This window comes from Streptomyces wedmorensis (genome assembly GCF_000716445.1).
GTDB lineage: Bacteria > Actinomycetota > Actinomycetes > Streptomycetales > Streptomycetaceae > Streptomyces > Streptomyces wedmorensis.
In genome coordinates this window covers 81,669-100,588 of record NZ_JNWK01000042.1, presented here as the reverse complement: position 1 = coordinate 100,588, position 18,920 = coordinate 81,669, and the positions used below count along the sequence as shown (strand labels likewise).

Here is an 18,920-nt window from a genome sequence, read left to right as displayed (position 1 = left end):
CGACGCCCGCAACGGCGTCGTCGAGCAGACCCGCCGCCACGCCGCCGTCGCCGCCCTGCTCCGCGTCCCGCACGTGGTCCTGGCCGTGAACAAGATGGACCTCGTCGACTACGCCGAGCCCGTCTTCGCCGCGATCGCCGAGGAGTTCACGACGTACGCCTCCGAGCTCGGCGTCCCGGAGATCACCGCGATCCCGATCTCGGCGCTCGCCGGCGACAACGTCGTGGAGCCGTCCGCGAACATGGACTGGTACGGCGGCCCGACGGTGCTCGAACACCTGGAGACCGTCCCGGTCAGCCACGACCTGACGGCCTGCCACGCGCGGTTCCCCGTCCAGTACGTGATCCGCCCGCAGACCGCCGAGCACCCCGACTACCGGGGCTACGCCGGCCAGATCGCGGCCGGTGCCTTCCGCGTCGGCGAGGAGATCACCGTCCTGCCGTCGGGGAAGACCTCCACGATCACCGGCATCGACGCGCTGGGCGAGTCCGTGGACATCGCCTGGGCGCCGCAGTCGGTCACGATCCGGCTCGCCGACGACATCGACATCTCGCGCGGCGACCTGCTCGCCCCGGTCGGTGACGCCCCGGCCACCAGCCAGGACGTCGAGGCGACGGTCTGCCACGTGGCCGACCAGCCGCTCTCGGTGGGCCAGCGGGTCCTGCTCAAGCACACCACGCGCACGGTCAAGGCGATCGTCAAGGACATCCCCTCGCGGCTGACCCTGGACGACCTGTCCCAGCACCCGAACCCCGGGCAGCTGGTCGCCAACGACATCGGCCGGGTCGTCGTACGCACCGCCGAGCCGCTCGCGCTCGACTCGTACGCGGACTCCCGGCGCACCGGTTCGTTCCTGCTGATCGATCCGGCGGACGGCACCACACTCGCGGCGGGCATGGCGGGCGAGTCCTTCGCCACGACCAAGGCCGTCGCCGCGGTGGACGAGGAAGAAGGGTGGGACTTCTGACATGAACCAGGACTTCTACGCCACCTTCGCGAAGGAGGGCGGCCGGGTGGGCTCCGGCGCCCTCGGCGCGGGCCGGGGAGGTGTCGCGCGATGTGCGTGCTGACCTCGATGCGCCGCGCGAGCGGTGCGACACGGCTCCACCCGCTCCACCCCGAACGACATAAACGCAGACTTCGCTGAGAAGTTGAATCGAGGGGACACCACCCGTGCCTGCCACCACCCGTACCACCCTGCGCCGCGGCCTGGCCGCCGCCGCCGTCCTGCCGCTGCTGATCGGCGCACTCGCCTCCTGCGGCTACGGCTCCGAGGCCAAGAACGACGAGAAGAAGGTGGCCGCCGAGGGCGACAAGCTCTCCGCCGACACCGTACGGCTCGGGTACTTCCCCAATCTCACGCACGCCACCGCGCTCGTCGGTGACCAGGAGGGCATCCTCCAGAAGGAGCTGGGCGGCACGAAGCTGGTGCCCACCACCTTCAACGCGGGCCCGTCCGAGATCGAGGCGCTGAACGCCGGCTCGATCGACATCGGCTTCATCGGCCCCTCGCCGTCCATCAACGGCTACGTCAAGACCAAGGGCACCAACCTCCGCATCGTCGGCGGCTCCGCCTCCGGTGGCGTGAAGCTCGTGGTGAACCCGGCGAAGATCAAGACCCTGGACGACCTCAAGGGCAAGAAGATCGCCACCCCGCAGCTCGGCAACACGCAGGACGTGGCCTTCCTCAACTGGATCTCCGAGAAGGGCTGGAAGGTCGACGCCCAGAGCGGCAAGGGCGACGTCTCCGTGGTCCGCACGGACAACAAGGTCACCCCGAACGCCTACGCCTCCGGCGCGATCGACGGTGCCTGGGTCCCCGAGCCGACCGCGTCGAAGCTGGTCAGTGACGGCGCGAAGGTCCTGCTCGACGAGTCCGACCTGTGGCCGGACAAGAAGTTCGTCATCACGAACATCATCGTGTCGCAGAAGTTCCTGGCGGCGCACCCGGACGTCGTCGAGGCGTTCCTGCGCGGCACGGTGAAGACCAACGAGTGGATCAACGCCAACCCGGACAAGGCGAAGGCCTCGGCCAACGCCAAGCTGAAGGACCTCTCGGGCAAGGCGCTGGGCGCCAAGGTGATCGACGCCGCGTGGCCGTCCATCCAGTTCATCAACGACCCGCTGGCGGCCACGCTCCAGGCCCAGGCCGACCACGCGGTGAAGGCCGGCCTGCTGAAGCAGCCCGAGCTGTCCGGCATCTACGACCTGAAGCCGCTCAACAAGGTCCTGAAGGCCGCGGGGCAGCCCGAGGTCTCCGACGCCGGTCTCGGCGCGAAGTAGTACCCCGAGCAGTCGGCTTCGGACACCCGTGCAGCAGCCCGAGTTCAGCATTACCAGGAGGTGACGACCATGGCCACGACCGCGACGCTCGCCAAGGCCGAGGACCGTGCGGAGGTGACCCATGCCGCCCGCATCGAGCATGTCTCCAAGTCCTTCGGCGGACCCGCCGGCGGGCAGCTCGTCCTCGACGACATCTCGCTCGATGTCGCCCCGGGCGAGTTCGTCACCCTCCTGGGCGCCTCGGGCTGCGGCAAGTCCACGCTGCTCAACCTGGTCGCCGGGCTCGACCGGCCGTCCGCGGGGTCCATCGAGACCCCCGGCGGCCGGCCGGCCCTGATGTTCCAGGAGCACGCCCTCTTCCCGTGGCTCACCGCGGGCAAGAACATCGAACTGGCCCTGCGGCTGCGCGGGGTGCCCAAGGCCGACCGCCGTACCGAGACCGAGCGGCTGCTCGACCTGGTGCGGCTCGGCGGCTCGTACGACAAGCGGGTCCACGAGCTGTCCGGCGGCATGCGCCAGCGGGTCGCGCTGGCCCGCGCGCTCGCCCAGGACAGCGACCTGCTCCTGATGGACGAGCCGTTCGCCGCGCTCGACGCCATCACCCGGGACGTGCTGCACGACGAGCTGACCCGGATCTGGCGGGAGACGAAGCTGTCGGTGCTCTTCGTCACCCACAACGTGCGCGAGGCCGTGCGGCTGGCCGAGCGCGTCGTCCTCCTCTCCTCGCGGCCCGGCCGGATCGCGCACGAGTGGACCATCGACATTCCTCAGCCGCGTCGCATCGAGGACTCCGACGTCGCGGAGCTGTCCCTCGAGATCACCGAGCACCTGCGTGGGGAGATCCGCCGCCATGGCCAGCACTGAAACCGCCCCGAAGTCCCCGAAGGCCGACGATCTCGCCGGCCTCGAGGCGGGGCTTGACGCGCTCGACAGCGTGCAGATCCGGCGGACGCCGGTCCGTGAGGTCCTGGTCAAGAAGGTCCTGCCGCCGCTCGTCGCCGTCGCTCTGGTCCTCGTGGTGTGGCAGCTCCTCGTGACCCTGAAGGTCACCGACGAGTTCAAGCTGCCTGCGCCGTCCGCCGTGTGGGACAGCCTGACCACGATGTGGCTGGAGGGCACCCTCCTCGAAGTCCTGTGGACCAGCGTCTCCCGGGCCCTGTTCGGGTTCCTCCTGGCGCTCGCCATCGGCACCCCGCTGGGCCTGCTGGTCTCCCGCGTGAAGTTCGTGCGCGCGGCGATCGGACCGATCCTCGCGGGTCTGCAGTCGCTGCCGTCGGTCGCCTGGGTGGCGCCCGCCGTCCTGTGGCTCGGCCTCAACGACAGCATGATGTACGCGGTGATCCTGCTCGGCGCCGTCCCGTCGATCGCCAACGGCCTCGTCGCCGGCGTCGACCAGGTCCCGCCGCTGTTCCTGCGGGCGGGCCAGACGCTCGGCGCGACGGGCCTCAAGGGCGCCTGGTACATCGTGATGCCGGCCGCGCTCCCCGGCTACCTGGCCGGTCTCAAGCAGGGGTGGGCGTTCTCGTGGCGTTCGCTGATGGCCGCGGAGATCATCGCGTCCTCCCCCGACCTCGGCCTCGGCCTCGGCCAGCTCCTGGAGAACGGCCGCAACAACATCGACATGGCCGGGATCTTCCTGGCGATCATCCTGATCCTGATCGTCGGCATCGCCATCGACCTGCTGATCTTCAGCCCGCTGGAGCGCACGGTGCTCCGTCGCCGCGGCCTGCTGACGAAGAGCTGAGACCGACCGTGAACCGCCCCGTCCTCCTCGTCGTCGCCCACGGCAGCCGCGACCCGCGGCACGCGGCGACCGTCCAGGCGCTGGTGCGCCGGGCCGGTGCGCTGCGGCCGGGGCTGCGCGTGGAGACGGCGTTCCTGGAGTTCAACCTGCCCTCGGTGCCGGGAGTGCTGGAACGGCTCGTGGCCGACGGGGTGCGGGAGGTGGTGGCGCTGCCGCTGCTGCTGACCCGCGCGTTCCACGCGAAGGCCGACATCCCCGCCGTACTGCGGCAGGCGCCGCCCGCCCTGAGCATCCGGCAGGCGGAGGTCCTCGGCCCCTCGCCGCTGCTGATCGCGGCGGTGGAGCGGCGGCTGTACGAGGCCGGGCTGACGCCCGCCGACAAGAGCGCGACCGGGGTCGTCCTGGCCTCGGCGGGCTCCACGGACCCGGAGGCGATCGCGGTGATCGCAGAAACGGCGCGGGAGCTGCGGCGCACCGGTTGGTGCTCCGTGCGGCCCGCGTTCGCCTCCGCATCCCTTCCCCGTACGGAGGAGGCCGTCCGGGCCCTGCGCTCGGAGCCCGGCGTGCGGCGGGTGGCCGTGGCCCCGTACGTCATCGCGCCCGGCCGTCTCCCGGACCGCATCGCGGCCGGCGCCGCGGAGGCGGACGTCCTGGCCGACGTCCTCGGCCCGTCCCCCGAGCTGGCGCGTCTGCTCCTGGACCGGTACGACGGGGCGCACGCGGTACGCCGGCCGGTCGCCCGTACCGCCTGACCCCTCGCGAACTTTCTCGGCACGAGAGCAAGTTCACGCCTTTGGGTGCGCATCCTTCGGGGCCTTTCGCGCGTCTTCTGTGCACCGGACCCGCACGGGTCCGGAGGACATCGATTCCTACCGAGGACAGAAGACTTTGATCACTTCGACACTCCGCGTGCGCAGTGCCGTGACCGTCTCGCTCACGGCCTCGGCCGTACTGGCCGGAGGTCTCTTCGCCGGCCAGGCACACGCCGCGCCGGCCGTCCCGTCGATCACCGCCCCGGGCGGGTTCGTCATGAACAACGGGACGGGCGCCACGCTGTTCGGGAAGGCCGCGGACACCCGCCGGTCGACCGGCTCCACCACGAAGATCATGACCGCGAAGGTGGTGCTGGCCCAGCGCGGCCTCAACCTCGACGCGAAGGTCACGATCGACAAGGCGTACAGCGACTACATCGTCGCCAAGAACGCCTCGTCGGCCCGTCTCATCGTCGGCGACAAGGTGACCGTGCGGCAGCTCCTCTACGGTCTGATGCTGCCGTCGGGCTGTGACGCCGCCTACGCCCTGGCCGACAAGTTCGGCACCGGCACCACGCGGGCCGCCCGGATCAAGTCGTTCATCGGCAAGATGAACGACGAGGCCCGGAAGCTCGGGATGCGGAACACCCACTTCGACTCGTTCGACGGAATAAGCAATGGCAGCAACTACTCCACTCCGCGGGACCTCACCAAGCTCGCGAGCAGTGCGATGAAGGACGCCACGTTCCGCACCGTCGTCAAGACGAAGTCCACGTCGCAGAAGGTGACCACCAGGTCCGGCGGTTACCGCTACATGTCGTGGACCAACACGAACAAGCTCCTGAGCACGTACAGCGGCGCGATCGGTGTGAAGACCGGTTCGGGCCCGCAGGCCAAGTACTGCCTCGTCTTCGCGGCCACCCGCGGCAACAAGACGGTCATCGGTGCGGTGCTCGGCGCGCCGTCCGAGGCGAACCGGGCGGCCGACGTCAAGAAGCTGCTCGACTACGGCTTCGCGCGCTAGGAGCCGGACGGGCCGCCTCCCGCCGCGGCGGGAGGCGGCCCCACGGCGGGCACGCCGGGGACCCCCCTCAGCCGAAGTCGAGCCCGCCCGTGCGGGTGCGCTTGAGCTCGAACAGGTCGGGGTCGCCGGCGAGGACCCGGAAGCTGTCGAAGAGTGCGGCGGCGCGCTCGCCGCGCGGGATGGCCCGCAGGACGGGGCCGAACCAGACGGTGCCGTCGACGTGGATCGTCGGGGTGCCGACGTACGCCTCGGACTCGGGCTCCTTGCCGGCGTCGTGGCTGCGGCGGACGAGCTCGTCGTAGGCGGGGTCGTGGGCGGCGGCGGCGAGTTCCGGCGGGAGGCCGAGTTCGGTGAGCGACTCGGCGATGACGGCGTCGAAGTCCTTCTGCTTCTTCTCGTGGATGCGGGTCCCGTACGCGGTGTAGAGCGGGCGCAGGATCTCCTCGCCGTGCTGCTCGGCGGCGGCGACCGCCACCCGGACCGGGCCGATGGAGGCGTCGACGAGCTCCCGGTACCAGTCGGGCAGGGTGTTGCCCTCGTTGTGGAAGTACAGGCTCATGACCTTGAAGCGGAGGTCGATGTCCCGGTGGTTCTCGACCTCCAGGATCCAGCGGGAGGTGATCCAGGCGAAGGGGCAGGCGGGGTCGAAGTAGAAGTCGACGGTGGGGCGGGAGGGGTTCCGCGGCTGGGTCTCGGTGCTCGTCATACAGGTGAATCTAGCCATGGGGTGGCCTGCCTCCGTGGTCCAATCACGGGCCGTGTCGGTGGGCCACTTCGGGCTCACTCCTCCCGTGTCATCTCGATGAGCTTGAGCACCGTGTTCCAGTTCCTGGCGGTGGCGACGAGACCCTTGACGACGGACGGGCGGGAGACCGCCTCGCTCAGCCTGGACCTGCCGAGGCCGTCGGGCGCGTAGAGATAGAGCACCCGGTCGCCGAGGGCGAATTCCTCGGGGAGGTAGGCCTCGCGGTCGATCGCGGCGAAGCGCTCGGGGTCGGCGGGCCCGGAGTAGTAGACGGCGTGCAGCTGCTTGCCTTCGAGGTCCGCGGCCGGGAAGGGGCAGGCCTCGGCGACGGCGGCGAGGTAGTCGCCGCCGCGGACCAGGCAGTCGACGCGGAAGCCGAAGCGCTCCTCGATCGCGTCCTCCAGCACGTCCTTCAGTTCGTCCTCGCCGGCGCCCGACGCGGTGCTGAAGACGGCGTTCCCGCTCTGCAGGTAGGTGCGGACGCCGTCGTGCCCGAGGCCTTCGAGGAGCTCGCGCAGCTCCGCCATGGGCACCTTCCGGTGCCCGCTCACGTTGATGCCGCGCAGCAGGGCCGCGTACGTCTTCGTCATGGACTCAATCTAGGCGGCCACCGCGCCTCGTGGGGGGCGGCACGGTGGCCGGTTCGAACACTGGCCGATGGAGGGGATCGTGGAGAAGACCCTTCACTCATCTGTGACTTATTCAACAAGGTTTCGTAATCGCGAATCCATCATTTGCGTTGATAGCGGGCGAGGACCCGGTTGCCGTCCGTGACCAGCCGTCGGCGTAGTTCGCCGGCGTCGATGGCGCCGCTGTAGTACTCCTGGAAGGCCGGGGTGGCCACCTTGTCCTTCCATTCCGGATAGCCGCGCACCGACTGCGCGGGCGCGGGCCGCAGCTGCCGCGCGACCGCGGCCCCGGTGGCCCAGCCGTGGCGCGCGGTGTGCAGGGAGGGGTCGGCGAGCGCGGTCGTGCCGGTGGGCAGCATCCAGTCGCCGAGGGCGAGCCGCACCATGTTCTCCGGGCGCAGGAAGAAGTCGAGGAACGCCGCCGCCTCCTTCTTGTGCGGGCTGGCCTCTGCGATCGACAGGGTCTGCGGGGAGACGCCCTGGGCGAGTCCGGCGGCGCCGGCGGGGGCGGGCAGCACCGTCCATTCGAAGCCTTCGGGGGCCTGTTGCGCGATCTGCTGCCGGTAGGCGAAGCCCAGCGGGACCATGGCGTACTTGCCGGCGAAGAAGCCGGGCAGGGTGTCGGAGCCGCCGCTGCCGAGCGTCGTGCGCGGGGCGGTGCGATCGGTGACCACCAGATCGCGGATCGTGCCGGGGACGACGGTGTCGGCCTCGGTGAGGTCGACGGTGACCCGGCCGTCCTCGCCGCGGTGGAAGAGCCGGCCGCCCGCCGAGAGCCCGAGGTTGAGGCTGACGGAGACGGGCTCCTTGAGCGGCCAGGCGACCGCGTGGCGGCCGGGGCCCATGGTCCGGGTGAGGTCCTGGGCGATGCCGCGGAACTCGGTCCAGGTCCAGGGGTGTTCCGGGGTGGGGACGCGGACGCCGGAGGACTCCAGGATCCTCCGGTTGGCGATGATCACGCGCGGTTCCTGGAGGAAGGGCACGCCGTGGACGCCTTCGCCGAAGGTGGTGGTCTCCCAGCTGCGGGCGGGGATGTCGGCGAGCAGCCGCTCGGAGAGCAGCGGGCGCAGGTCGGCGAGGTAGCCGCCGTACGCGAAGTCGGCGAGGTCGTCGGAGGCGTCGTGGATGATGTCGGGCGCCTCGCCGCCCTCGAAGGAGGTGAGGAGCTGGTCGTGGACGGAGTCCCAGCTGCCCTGGACGTACTCGACCCGGATGCCGGGGTGGGCGGCGTTCCACTCCTTCACGAGCTGCCTGTTGACGTCGACGGATTCCTTCTGCCAGGCGAGCGACTGGAAGCGGAGCCGCACGACCCCGTCGTCGGGGCCGTCGGCGCCCGCACCGCAGCCGGTCAGGAGCAGGGCGAGGAAGGCGACGAGGACGAGGGCGCGTCTCATGACTTCACCGCCCCGGCCAGCGTCCCGCCCGTGATCCGTCTCTGGAGGACGGCGAAGACGACGAGGGACGGCAGGGTCGCGAGGAAGGCCGCGGCGGCCAGCGGGCCGAGGTCGGCCACTCCCTCGGCGCCGAGGAAGTGGGTGAGGACGACCGGCAGGGTCTGCTTCTCCGGGGACTTGAGGAGGACGAGCGCGAAGAAGAACTCGTTCCACGCGGTGACGAAGGCGAACAGGGCGGTGGCGACGATCCCGGGGCCGAGCAGCGGGGCCGTGACCGAGACGAGGGTACGGATCCGGCCGGCGCCGTCGACGGCGGCGGCCTCCTCCAGTTCGGCCGGCACGGCCCGTACGTACCCCATCAGCATCCAGAGGGCGAAGGGCAGCGACCAGACCACGTAGACCATGACGAGGCCGGCGACGCTGTTGACCAGGTGCAGGTTCTTGAGGATGAGGAAGAGCGGGATGATCACCAGCACGAAGGGGAAGGCCTGGCTGATCACCACCCAGCCGGTGGCGGCCGAGGCGAGCCGGCCGCGGTGCCGGGCCGTCACATAGGCGAGCGGGGTCGCGACGGCCACCGCGATCACGGCCGCGGCGACCGCCGCCACCAGGCTGTTCCCGGCGGCCCTGAGCAGCGGCTGCTCGTCGAAGGCCTGCCGGAAGTTGGCCGCCGTGGGGTCCTCCGGGATCCAGGTGGGGTGCAGCGAGGCCAGTTCGGGGGCGGGCTTGAAGGCGGTCGAGACCAACCAGAGGAAGGGGAAGGCGAGGAAGACCAGATACGCGAGGAGGGCGAGGTACTGGCCGATCCGCGCGGGTCCGCTCGCCTTGAGGGCGCTCACCGGTCCTGGTCCCCTTTCAGACGGCGTACGAGGGAGAGGGCGATGAGCACCGAGACGGCGGCGATCATGACGCAGCCCATCGCGGCGGCGTACCCGAACTGTCCGTAGCGGAAGGCCTCCTCGTAGGCGAAGAGCATGGGGAGCCGGGTCCGGCCGCCGGGCCCTCCGCCGGTCAGCACGTAGACCAGGGCGAAGGAGTTGAAGTTCCAGATGAGGTTGAGGGCGGTGATGGCGAGGGCCACCGGTCTCAGCGCGGGCCAGGTGACGGCGCGGAAGCGGCGCCAGGCGCCGGCGCCGTCGAGGGCCGCGGCCTCGTGGAGTTCGCGCGGGGTGTTCTGGAGCCCGGCGAGCAGGGCGACGGTGGTCTGCGGCATCCCGGCCCAGACGCCGACGAGGATCACCGCCGGGAGGGCGGTGGCGAGGCCGGAGAGCCAGTCGTGGCCTTCGCCGAGGCCGAGGTTCCGGAGGGTCTCGTTGAGGATGCCGGCGTCGGGGTTGTAGACGAGCCGCCACATGATGCCGACGACGACCTCCGGCATCGCCCAGGGCACGATGGCGAGCGCCCGCGCCAGCCAGCGGAAGCGGAGGTTCTGGTCGAGCAGCAGGGCGAGGCCGAGGGCGAGCAGGAACTGCGGGACGGTGACCCCGACGGCCCAGAGCAGGCCGATGCGGAACGAGTCCCAGAAGAGGGTGTCGTGCAGCAGGTCCTGGAAGTTGAGGGTGCCGACCCACTGGGTGGCCTGGGTGCGGCCCGACTGGGCGTCGGTGAAGGCGAGCGCGATGCCGTAGAGCAGCGGGCCGACGCTGAGCACGAGGATCGGCAGGAGGGCCGGGAGCACCAGGAACCAGGCGCCGAGGTCGGGCCCGCGCGGGCGTCCGTCGCGTCCGGCGCGCGGCGGGCGCGTCCTGTCCGGCCGCTTCGTCGCGGTCAGCGAGCTCACCGATCCGACCCCCGTCCGCTGCCTCGGCCGCCTTGGGAACCCCGCCATGGTCCTGACGGCCCGTCGGACCGTCAAGGCGGTCTGCGCCGTGAGCTGCGTGGATGGGAGACTTTGGCGCAAACACACGGGTGAGGGAGAGGTCGATGGACGAGGCGCGGGCGCGGGAGATCCTGGCGGCGGCGGGGTTGCCGGTCGCGGAGGCGCGGCTGCTCGCCCTGGGGGAGAACGCGGTCTTCGCGGTGGGCGGCCTGGTGGTGAAGGTGGGCCGGGACGCCGAGCTGTTCGAGCGGGCGGAGCGGGAGCTCGCGCTGGCCTCGTGGCTGGAGACGGCGGGGGTGCCCGCCGTCCGGGCCGCCGAGGAGAAGCCGCGTCCGGTCGAGGGGCATCCGGTCACCGTCTGGCACCGGCTGCCCGACGCGGTCCGGCCGACCGAGCCGCGCGATCTGGCCCCGCTGCTGCGGGCGGTGCACGCGCTGCCCGAGCCGGCGGACCTCGTCCTTCCGCGCCGTGACCTGCTGGGCGGGGTCGAGCGGTGGCTGCGGCTCGCGGGCGACGCGATCGACCCGGCGGACGCGGCGTTCCTGCGGGAGCGGCGCGACTCCTTCGCCCCGGCGGCCGCCGCCCTGACTCCGCGTCTGACGCCGGGCCCCATCCACGGCGACGCCCTTCCCCGCAACGTGCACGTCGGTCCGGACGGCCCGGTCCTGGTGGATCTGGAGACCTTCTCGTCGGATCTGCGCGAGCACGACCTCGTGGTGCTCGCCCTCTCCCGCGACCGGTACGGCCTCGACCCGGCCGCCTACGACGCCTTCACGGAGGCGTACGGCTGGGACGTCCGGGAGTGGGAGGGGTGCGCGGTGCTGCGCGGCGCGCGGGAGACCGCGAGCTGTGCGTGGGTGGCGCAGCACGCCCCGGCGAATCCGAAGGCCCTGGCCGAATTCGAGCGTCGGGTGGCCTCGCTGCGGGAGGGCGACACCGAGGTCCGCTGGTACCCGTTCTGACATCATGATCCCCGCGCGAACAGGACCGATGCGAACGGGGTTTCGATATGCGGGTTCAGTTGTCCGAGGTGTCCCTCGACGTCGAGGTGAGCGGCGAGGGGCCGGCCGTGCTGCTCGTGCACGGCTTCCCCGACAGCCACCACCTCTGGCGCCACCAGGTCGCGGCGCTCACCGCCGCCGGCTTCCAGTGCGTGACGCCCACGCTGCGGGGCTTCGGCGCGTCGGACCGTCCCGAGGGCGGCCCGGAGGCGTTCCACCCGGCGAAGCACGTCGGCGACCTGCTCGAACTCCTCGCCCGGCTGGACCTCGACCGGGTCCATCTGGTCGGCCACGACTGGGGTTCGGGCATCGTCCAGGGTCTCGCCGGTGTGGTCCCGGACCGGGTGCGCAGCCTGAGCCTGCTGTCGGTGGGTCACCTGGGCTCCATCCGGGCCGCCGGCTGGGAGCAGAAGCAGCGGTCCTGGTACATGCTGCTGTTCCAGCTGGCCGGGGTCGCCGAGGAGTGGCTGGCGCGGGACGACTTCGCCAACCTCCGCGAGATGCTGGCCGAGCACCCGGACGCGGACTCCGTGATCGAGCCGCTGCGCGCCCCGGGCACGCTCACGGCCGCGCTGGACATCTACCGTGCGGGTCTCCCGCCGGAGGTCCAGTTCGGCGCCGACCAGCCGGTGGTCCCGCTGCCGATGGCGCTGCCCGTCATGGGCCTGTGGTCCACCGGCGACCGTTTCCTGACCGAGCGGTCGATGGCCGGCACGGGCGAGTTCGTCCGGGGTTCCTGGCGCTACGAGCGCGTCGAGGACGCCGGCCACTGGCTTCAGCTGGACCAGCCGGAGCGGGTGAACGACCTGCTGCTCTCCTTCCTGAAGGAGAACGGCTGACAGGTCGGTTCCGGTCGATCACTCGTGATCCCGGGTGACCGCTTCCGTGGGACGGTCGACAGAAGATGACCGCTTCCGTGGGCGGAGCCGACGGAAGGGCATATTCAAACCCGCCGGGAGGGTGAGTCCGACTCCGTCCCGGGGAGCGGTGGCGGTGTCCATTTTCCGCGCTGCCATCACCTCTGAGCTGGGACGCTGCCGCCGTCCTCGCCACGCGGGCCCACCGGCCCGGGAACCGGCGGGGACGCCCCGGTACCCGGCGCCGGCCGGCTGGTCGGCCACAGTGAAGAGGACGGCTTCGTGAGCAACCCGCAGGACGACAACGAGATCGGCGCGGTCACCCAGGCCCAGCTGGCGGGGATCGCCGACCACGGCATCTACGCCTCCGCCACCGAGCTCGACCCGGACGCCGTCAACCTGGCGCAGGCTCTGGTCGCCACGCTGAGCGGCTCGACGGAGCAGCCCCTGCTCACTCCCGAGCTGCAGCAGCTGGTGGAGCAGGTGCGGGCCAAGGCGACCTTCGGCTTCCCGTGGATCACCGCGCGGGACGAAGTGCGCCTTTCCGCATTCACGATCAAGCTGAAGAGTGACGAGCCCCGCCCGGTGGTGATCGTGCCGGCGGGCTGGACGCCGCTCGGCTGGACCCTCTTCGTGTACACCTACCTCCAGCTCGCGCTGCGCGGCTACCACGTCCTCGCGTACACCCCGCGGGGCATCGGGCAGACGTTCCCGCTGCCCGGCGGCGGTTACGTCGACGCGCCGTTCACCTCCGGAGGCACGATCGACGTCGCCGGGCAGAACGACTGGACCGACGGCTCCACGGTCATCGACTACGCGCAGGAGCACCTCAGCCCGAGCAAGATCGCCTTCCTCGGCGAGTCGTACGGCTCCGGCATCAGCCAGCTCGTCGCGGCGCACGACCCGACCGCCCGCGTCGACGCCGTCGTCGCCCTGAGCACCTGGGGCAACCTCGCCACCAGCATCTACGACAACGGCACCCGGCACCTGAAGGCCGTGGACGCCCTCGTCAAGCTCACCGGCGGCCCCAAGGAACGGAAGTTCGACCCCGCCACCCTTCAGCTCCTGGCGGACTTCGAGGCCGGAGAGAATCTCGACAAGGTGGTGGACTGGGGCACGGAGCGGGCGCCTTCGTCGTACGCGGACCAGACCAACGCCCGAGGCATCCCCACGTTCTTCTCCAACACCTGGCACGAGACGCTCTTCCCGGTCAACCAGGTCGTCGAGCACTTCGAGCGGCTGACCGTGCCCAAGCACCTGAACCTGTGGATCGGCGACCACGCCGCTCCCGAAGGCGCCGGTCTGACGATCCCCTTCAGCGGGCCGAACCTTCCCGTCGAGGAGGCCTTCGCCTGGCTCGACCACCATGTGCTCGGCATCTCCAACGAGGTGCCCTCGTGGCCCACGGTCAACAACCAGATCATGTTCACGTACAAGACCCAGACCGACCCGGACACCGGCCAGAACGTCATCACCGAACCCGCACGCCGTGAGTCCGCGTCCTCCTGGGCGGAGGTCACCACCTCCACCGAACACTGGTACCTGACCTCCGTCGGCCCCGACAGCCGCGACGGCGGCCTCGCCGCGGACGAGGAGTCCGGCTGGAAGCGGGAGTTCACCGCGGGACAGCTCACGGACGCCACCGCGGTCGACGCGCTCATCGCCACCGGCCAGGCCGAGTGGAAGGGCAACCCGAAGACCTACCCCACGGACAAGTTCGACCGCCAGCACCTCGCCGTCTGGACCAGCGCCCCCCTCCCGGCCGGCGCGAACGGTACGGCCCGGCGCGTCCGAGGAGTCCCCGAGCTCACGCTCACCGTCCGCAGCAGCGCCGCCTCGACGACGCTCGTGGCCTACCTCTTCGACGTGAGCTCCGACGACACGGCCCGCATCATCACCCACGAGCCGCTCACGCTGACCGACCTGACCCCCGGCCAGGACCGCACCGCCACCTGGAGGCTCCAGGCCGCGGGCTACGACCTGGCGGCGGATCACCGCCTCATGCTGGTGGTCAACAGCAAGGACGCGCTCTACTCCGACGCCCTGACCGACGCCGGCGCCGCCGGCAGCACCACCACGATCACGTCGGTCGACGGCACGGCCGCCCGCCTGACCCTGCCGCTGGGCTGACAGGGCCGTAGCACCCGCTCCTAAACCGCCACCGCCGCGCGCAGGGGCCACGTCGGGTCGACGACGGCCTCGGCGTCGCCCTTGCCGCGGAGGAAGGCCTGGAAGTTCTCGGCCCAGGCGCGGTACCAGCCGACCTGTCGGTGGTGGAGTTCCGCGAGGTCGAGGCCGGCCACCTGCGGGTGCCGCTCGGCTATCGCGACGGCGACCCGGACGGCGGCCAGCGCGTCGGCGGCGGCCTGGTGGGCGGCTTCGAGCACGACGCCGTACTCGGCGCAGACGGCTTCCAGGGTCCGCTTGCCGCGCCGGTAGCGGTCGACGGCGCGGTCGATGGTGTACGGGTCGACGACCGGGCCGATGGCCGTCCCGCCGAGCCGCTCCTCCAAGGAGGGCAGTCCGTGGCGGCGCAGCTCGGCGGCGAGGAGGGTGAGGTCGAAGGAGGCGTTGTACGCCACGACCGGGACGCCGTCCTCCCAGTACTCGGCGAGGGTCTTCGCGATCTCGTCGGCGACCTCGCGCACGGGCCGGCCCTCGGCCGCCGCGCGCTCGTTGCTGATGCCGTGGATCGCGGAGGCCTGCTCCGGGATCCGGATGCCCGGGTCGGCGAGCCAGTCCCGCCGGTGTGTGACCCGCCCCCCGCCGTCGACCTCGACGATCGAGGCCGTGACGATACGGGCCTCCAGCGGTTCGGTGCCGGTCGTCTCCAGGTCGAAGCCGACCAGCGTGTCGCCGTGCCAAGCCATCGGGTCCTCCTTACGTGATCTCCCCCGTGGTGCTTACCACCCTCGCACGCACCACTGACAACGCCTCCGGCTGCCCCCGGCGGGGGCTCAGGAGACGGGCCTGGAGTCGAGCCAGACCGACTCGAACTCCTCCCGGTACGTCTCGAAGAGTCCGTGATCTCCGTCACGGGAGGACTGTCCGTGCCGGACCACGTTCCGGCCGCCGCCGCGCAGCACGAGGACCGGTGCCTCCATGCCGCGGGCCCGGCGCAGGTAGGACTGGACGACGCCGACGCCGTCCGGGCCGTCGCCGTCCACCAGGTAGGCGGTGAACCGGGGGGTCTCGTCGAAGACGTGGATCTGGAAGGCGCCGGGGTCGCGCAGCTTCGAGCGGACCCGGCGCATGTGCAGGATGTTCATCTCGACGGAGCGGCTCAGCTCGCCCTTCTTGAGGCCGAGCTCGCGCTCGCGCCGCTTGACTGCGCTGCTCGCCGGGTTGAGGAAGAGGAGCCGGACCCGGCAGCCGGACTCGGCGAGCCGGACCATGCGGCGGCCGGAGAAGTTCTGCACGAGCAGGTTCAGGCCTATGCCCGTGGCGTCGAGGCGGCGGGCACCGCCGAAGAGGTCCTCGGCGGGCAGCTGCCGCTGGAGCCGGACCCGGTCGGGGTGGACGGAGACGACGTCGGCGTACCGGTCGCCGACGAGGTCCTCGACGGCGTCCACGGGCAGCCGGTCGGCGGACGGCACTCCGGCGCCGCTGCCGAGGATCTCCAGGATGCGGGCGGAGGCCCGCTCGGACTGGGCGAGGACGGTGAGCGAGAGGGCCCGGTTGCGGGAGACCACGTTCCGCGTGACCTCCAGCTCGTCGAGGGCGAGTTCGACCTCGCGCCGGTCGTCGAAGTAGGGCTCGAAGCAGGGCCAGTGCTGCACCATCAGCTCGCGGAGCTGGGGCAGCGTGAGGAAGCTGAGGACGTTGTCGTCGGCGGGGTCGAGGAGGTAGCCCTTGCGGCGGGAGACCTCGCGGACGGCGACCGCCCGCTGGACCCACTCCTGGCCGGCCGGGCCGGCCGCGGCGACCACCCACTCCTCGCCGTGCACGGGTTCGTACACGGGCCGCAGGACGGCGGCGACCACGGCCCGCAGCCGCTGTTCGACGAGGTTCAGCCAGATGTAGGCGCGCCCGGCTCGCTGGGCGCGGGTGCGCACCTCGCTCCAGGCCTCGGCGCCCCAGTCGAGTTCCGCGCCGATCTCCACCGGCCGGGCGACGGTGACCGCGCCGGGCGGTGCGACCGTTCCGGTCGGCGCCTCGGCGGGGTCGGCCGGCCCCCCTTCGTGACCCGCGTCACCTGGGGGCAGCTCCAGACCTCCCGAGCTCACCCGCGCACCGCCTTCTGCTCCTGGAAGCCCGTTCCGACCACTCCGACAACGATCAAGGAAGGGTACTCCGCGAGCGGGAGGCGGTGCAGCAGGATCGTCAGGCTGCTTGCTCAACTACCCAGATCGGGCTGGCCGTTCTGAGAGGCGAGATCGGGCGGAGTGAGCGGATTCATAGCGGTTAGGTCCCTGGGGGCGAGCTGGAAGCCCTGCCAGTGGACGGGCATCGGCTGCTGGTCCTCGTCCCGGGCGATGTGGTGGAACCCTATGTTGACCCACACGGACGGCTTGGTCAGGGTCTCGCCGTTGACCCATTTGTCCACGCTGTCACCGGCGTTGGGGGCGCAGTTGCCGATGTTGTCGCTCGCGTACTGCTCGCAGGCGCGCGCCTGGGTGAAGTACACGTCGTGCTTGGTGAAGCCGCGGCCCGCGTGGGTGTCGGTGTGACCGGGCACGATCTCGTACGAGCGGGCGTGGCCGTCGGCGTTCTTGCCGGTGCCGCTGACCACGCGCCACCAGCGCATGTTCTTGGCGTCCCCGGCGAGTTCCTTGGTGACGACGGTGCGCTTGGTCGTCACGGTCGGTCCGCCGCCGCCGGCGGGGGGCGGGGTGACGGTGGAGTCGAACTGCTCGATGCGGTCCTGGGTGGCGCCGTCGAGGCCGAAGTCCAGCTTCCAGAAGACGTTGTGGGCGTGGCTGGTGGCGTAGCCGCGGGCGCCCTTGCCGATGGGCCAGCCGCGGCCGTCGGTGGCGTTGTAGTCGACCGGCGAAAGGCTGCCGGTGGCGCCGACGTTGGCGCCGATGGTGCCGTCGGCGGAGAACCGCCACTCGGTGATGTACTCGTACCAGCCGACCTTGTTCACGCTGTAGACGAGCAGGTCCTTGGCCTGGGCCTGCCAGACCTTGGAGCCGCCGTCGCTGGCCATGCGGTAGGCGTGGCCGCGGGCCCGGGTCGTGGTGCACAGGCCCTTGACGTCGCCGGCCTCGGGCACCTTGATCGTGGTGAGGGTGCCGCCGGGGCATTCGGCGGGCTTGAGGGCCTGGAGGCCCCAGCCGAAGCCGGCGCCGGTGAGGTCGTCGTACTCGGAGCCGCCGTCGTCGTACGGCACGTGGATCTGGGCGAGCCGGGCGCTGGCGAGGACCTTGGCGGGGGCGGCCGTGCCGGGCGGCTGGTAGGTGATCTTGTCGAGGACGAGACCGGCGTCCGTGCTGTAGCGCCAGCACATGCGCCAACTGGCACCGCCGTCGAGCTTCTGCATGATGCGGTAGGCGGAGGAGCAGTCGGGACCCGCCGCGTACGCGGTGCGGGGCGGGGGCGGCGGAGTGGGCGCGGCGGTGGCGCCGGTCGCCGGGCCGGCGGCGGCCGTGGCGGTGCCGAGCAGGGCCGCCGCGGTCAGGGCGGCGCCCCGCCCGCGGGCGCGCCGCTTCTGTCGGGTGGACGGGCTGTGCTGGGTGGACATGGGAACGTACTCCCTCGTACGGAGAGGCGGCGGGAGAGGACCGGGGCGGCGGTGGTCAGCCGACGCGGGTGACGGTCCTCGCGGAGAGGTCGACGATCAGGTTCCGGGTGTCGATCCAGGCCCCGTTGAGGACCTTGGTGACGAGCCGGACGCAGCGGTGCTCGCCGCAGCGGACGAGCTGCGGGGGCACGTCGGCCTCGCGGTAGGGGCGGTAGGCGTCGCCGTTGAACCACAGCTGGGCGGTGGAGGTGAGCTCCTTGCCGGTGGCGTCCTCGTAGTCCTCCTTGACGCCCTTGCCGAGCGGGCTCGCGAGGATCAGTTCCAGTGCCTCGCGCAGTTCCTCGGGGTGGGCGGAGGGCTGGACGCCCTTCTGCGCGCCGGACCTCTCGACCTTGCCCGTGTCGAGGTTGACGGTCCGGGTGATGAGCTCGTCCCGCGCGTAGTCGTAGAAGCGCACGTCGGCGCGGCGCGTGTCGTCCCCCGGCTGCGGGTCGGCGAGTTCGGTGGCGAGGTGCTGCGGCCCCCGGCCGCCCTCGACGTTCTCCTGGGCGGCGGCCGCGGGCGGGGTCAGCGCCAGCTGCTCGGCCCGGGCGAGCTCGTCGTCGGTGAGCGGGTCGCTGCCCACTCCCCTGGCCCCCTCGACCGGCGGCGGCGCCACCGTCGCCGGTGCGGGCGCGGAGCCGGCGGCCTGCGTGCCCGCCTCGCCCTGCCCGGCGGTCCCACCTCCGGAGGCGCCGGCCGCGCCGGCCGCGTCCGCCCCCGCGGCGACGGTGCCGCGTGCGCCCGGCGTGTCCTCGGCCCCCGCCGGGGCCGGCAGGGTGATCGCGACCGCGACGGCGGTTCCCGTCACCGCCATGGCCGCTCCGGCCACCACCTTCCCCAGATGGCGGCGTGCTATTTCGTACACACTTCCCCCTCTATCCCCCTCTTGGTCCTGCGGTCACCCGGTAGGACGGGGCGAAGTCCTAGGAGGTTGCCCCTCTTTCGGG

Annotated in this window: 18 protein-coding genes; 9 read left to right on the top strand and 9 right to left on the bottom strand. The window is 71.6% G+C overall.

Features of this window, described 5'->3' with window-relative positions; translation table 11 throughout:
* From OO54_RS28800 to OO54_RS28770, 6 genes are all read left to right on the top strand, one after another.
* A partial coding sequence (locus tag OO54_RS28800) for a sulfate adenylyltransferase subunit 1 (protein ID WP_033208079.1) occupies window positions 1-967 on the top strand: 967 nt, incomplete at its 5' end.
* 206 nt (window positions 968-1,173) lie between these two features.
* Window positions 1,174-2,283, top strand: coding sequence for an aliphatic sulfonate ABC transporter substrate-binding protein (locus OO54_RS28790; RefSeq protein ID WP_033208074.1), 1,110 nt, complete (start codon window positions 1,174-1,176; stop codon window positions 2,281-2,283).
* A 69-nt stretch (window positions 2,284-2,352) separates the two neighbouring features.
* On the top strand, window positions 2,353-3,147 hold the full coding sequence (locus OO54_RS28785; RefSeq protein ID WP_033208072.1) for an ABC transporter ATP-binding protein: 795 nt from the start codon (window positions 2,353-2,355) through the stop codon (window positions 3,145-3,147).
* On the top strand, window positions 3,134-4,027 hold the full coding sequence (locus tag OO54_RS28780) for an ABC transporter permease (RefSeq protein WP_033208069.1): 894 nt from the start codon (window positions 3,134-3,136) through the stop codon (window positions 4,025-4,027). Before OO54_RS28785 ends, OO54_RS28780 begins: the two co-directional genes overlap by 14 nt.
* An 8-nt stretch (window positions 4,028-4,035) precedes the next feature.
* Window positions 4,036-4,779, top strand: coding sequence for a sirohydrochlorin chelatase (locus OO54_RS28775; protein WP_033208066.1), 744 nt, complete (start codon window positions 4,036-4,038; stop codon window positions 4,777-4,779).
* A gap of 157 nt (window positions 4,780-4,936) precedes the next feature.
* Window positions 4,937-5,803: a D-alanyl-D-alanine carboxypeptidase family protein gene (locus OO54_RS28770; RefSeq protein ID WP_033208063.1), complete on the top strand. Its 867-nt coding sequence runs from the start codon at window positions 4,937-4,939 to the stop codon at window positions 5,801-5,803.
* 67 nt (window positions 5,804-5,870) lie between these two features.
* Here the strand turns inward: OO54_RS28770 and OO54_RS28765 are convergent, their stop codons facing one another.
* From OO54_RS28765 to OO54_RS28745, 5 genes are all read right to left on the bottom strand, one after another.
* On the bottom strand, window positions 5,871-6,509 hold the full coding sequence (locus OO54_RS28765; RefSeq protein ID WP_033208062.1) for a mycothiol-dependent nitroreductase Rv2466c family protein: 639 nt from the start codon (window positions 6,507-6,509) through the stop codon (window positions 5,871-5,873).
* Window positions 6,510-6,583: 74 nt separating this feature from the next.
* On the bottom strand, window positions 6,584-7,138 hold the full coding sequence (locus OO54_RS28760; RefSeq protein WP_033208060.1) for a DUF1697 domain-containing protein: 555 nt from the start codon (window positions 7,136-7,138) through the stop codon (window positions 6,584-6,586).
* A gap of 140 nt (window positions 7,139-7,278) precedes the next feature.
* The gene (locus OO54_RS28755; protein ID WP_033208058.1) at window positions 7,279-8,571 is read right to left on the bottom strand and encodes an ABC transporter substrate-binding protein; all 1,293 of its coding nucleotides are present in this window, start codon (window positions 8,569-8,571) and stop codon (window positions 7,279-7,281) included.
* Complete coding sequence (locus OO54_RS28750; RefSeq protein ID WP_033208056.1) at window positions 8,568-9,410, bottom strand: carbohydrate ABC transporter permease; 843 nt, start codon at window positions 9,408-9,410, stop codon at window positions 8,568-8,570. The genes OO54_RS28755 and OO54_RS28750 overlap by 4 nt, the downstream gene beginning before the upstream one ends.
* The gene (locus tag OO54_RS28745) at window positions 9,407-10,399 is read right to left on the bottom strand and encodes a carbohydrate ABC transporter permease (RefSeq protein ID WP_051787253.1); all 993 of its coding nucleotides are present in this window, start codon (window positions 10,397-10,399) and stop codon (window positions 9,407-9,409) included. Before OO54_RS28745 ends, OO54_RS28750 begins: the two co-directional genes overlap by 4 nt.
* Window positions 10,400-10,494: 95 nt before the next feature.
* Between OO54_RS28745 and OO54_RS28740 the strand changes: the two genes are divergently transcribed.
* From OO54_RS28740 to OO54_RS28730, 3 genes are all read left to right on the top strand, one after another.
* A complete protein-coding gene (locus tag OO54_RS28740) occupies window positions 10,495-11,352 on the top strand; it encodes a phosphotransferase enzyme family protein (RefSeq protein WP_017238068.1) in 858 nt (285 codons plus the stop codon).
* Between the two features lie 68 nt (window positions 11,353-11,420).
* Window positions 11,421-12,230, top strand: a complete 810-nt coding sequence (locus OO54_RS28735; RefSeq protein ID WP_234439609.1) for an alpha/beta fold hydrolase — start codon at window positions 11,421-11,423, stop codon at window positions 12,228-12,230.
* A gap of 300 nt (window positions 12,231-12,530) precedes the next feature.
* Window positions 12,531-14,378: an alpha/beta fold hydrolase gene (locus OO54_RS28730; RefSeq protein ID WP_033208049.1), complete on the top strand. Its 1,848-nt coding sequence runs from the start codon at window positions 12,531-12,533 to the stop codon at window positions 14,376-14,378.
* A 20-nt stretch (window positions 14,379-14,398) separates the two neighbouring features.
* Here the strand turns inward: OO54_RS28730 and OO54_RS28725 are convergent, their stop codons facing one another.
* The 4 genes from OO54_RS28725 to OO54_RS28710 form a co-directional block, all read right to left on the bottom strand.
* Complete coding sequence (locus OO54_RS28725) at window positions 14,399-15,118, bottom strand: 3'-5' exonuclease (protein ID WP_033208047.1); 720 nt, start codon at window positions 15,116-15,118, stop codon at window positions 14,399-14,401.
* 87 nt (window positions 15,119-15,205) lie between these two features.
* Window positions 15,206-16,474, bottom strand: coding sequence for an SAV2148 family HEPN domain-containing protein (locus OO54_RS28720; RefSeq protein ID WP_026057996.1), 1,269 nt, complete (start codon window positions 16,472-16,474; stop codon window positions 15,206-15,208).
* A 110-nt stretch (window positions 16,475-16,584) separates the two neighbouring features.
* Entirely contained in the window at window positions 16,585-17,931 is a 1,347-nt protein-coding gene (locus tag OO54_RS28715) for a copper amine oxidase (RefSeq protein ID WP_033208046.1), read from the bottom strand.
* A gap of 55 nt (window positions 17,932-17,986) precedes the next feature.
* Entirely contained in the window at window positions 17,987-18,838 is an 852-nt protein-coding gene (locus OO54_RS28710; protein WP_033208044.1) for a hypothetical protein, read from the bottom strand.
* Between the last annotated feature and the right edge of the window lie 82 nt (window positions 18,839-18,920).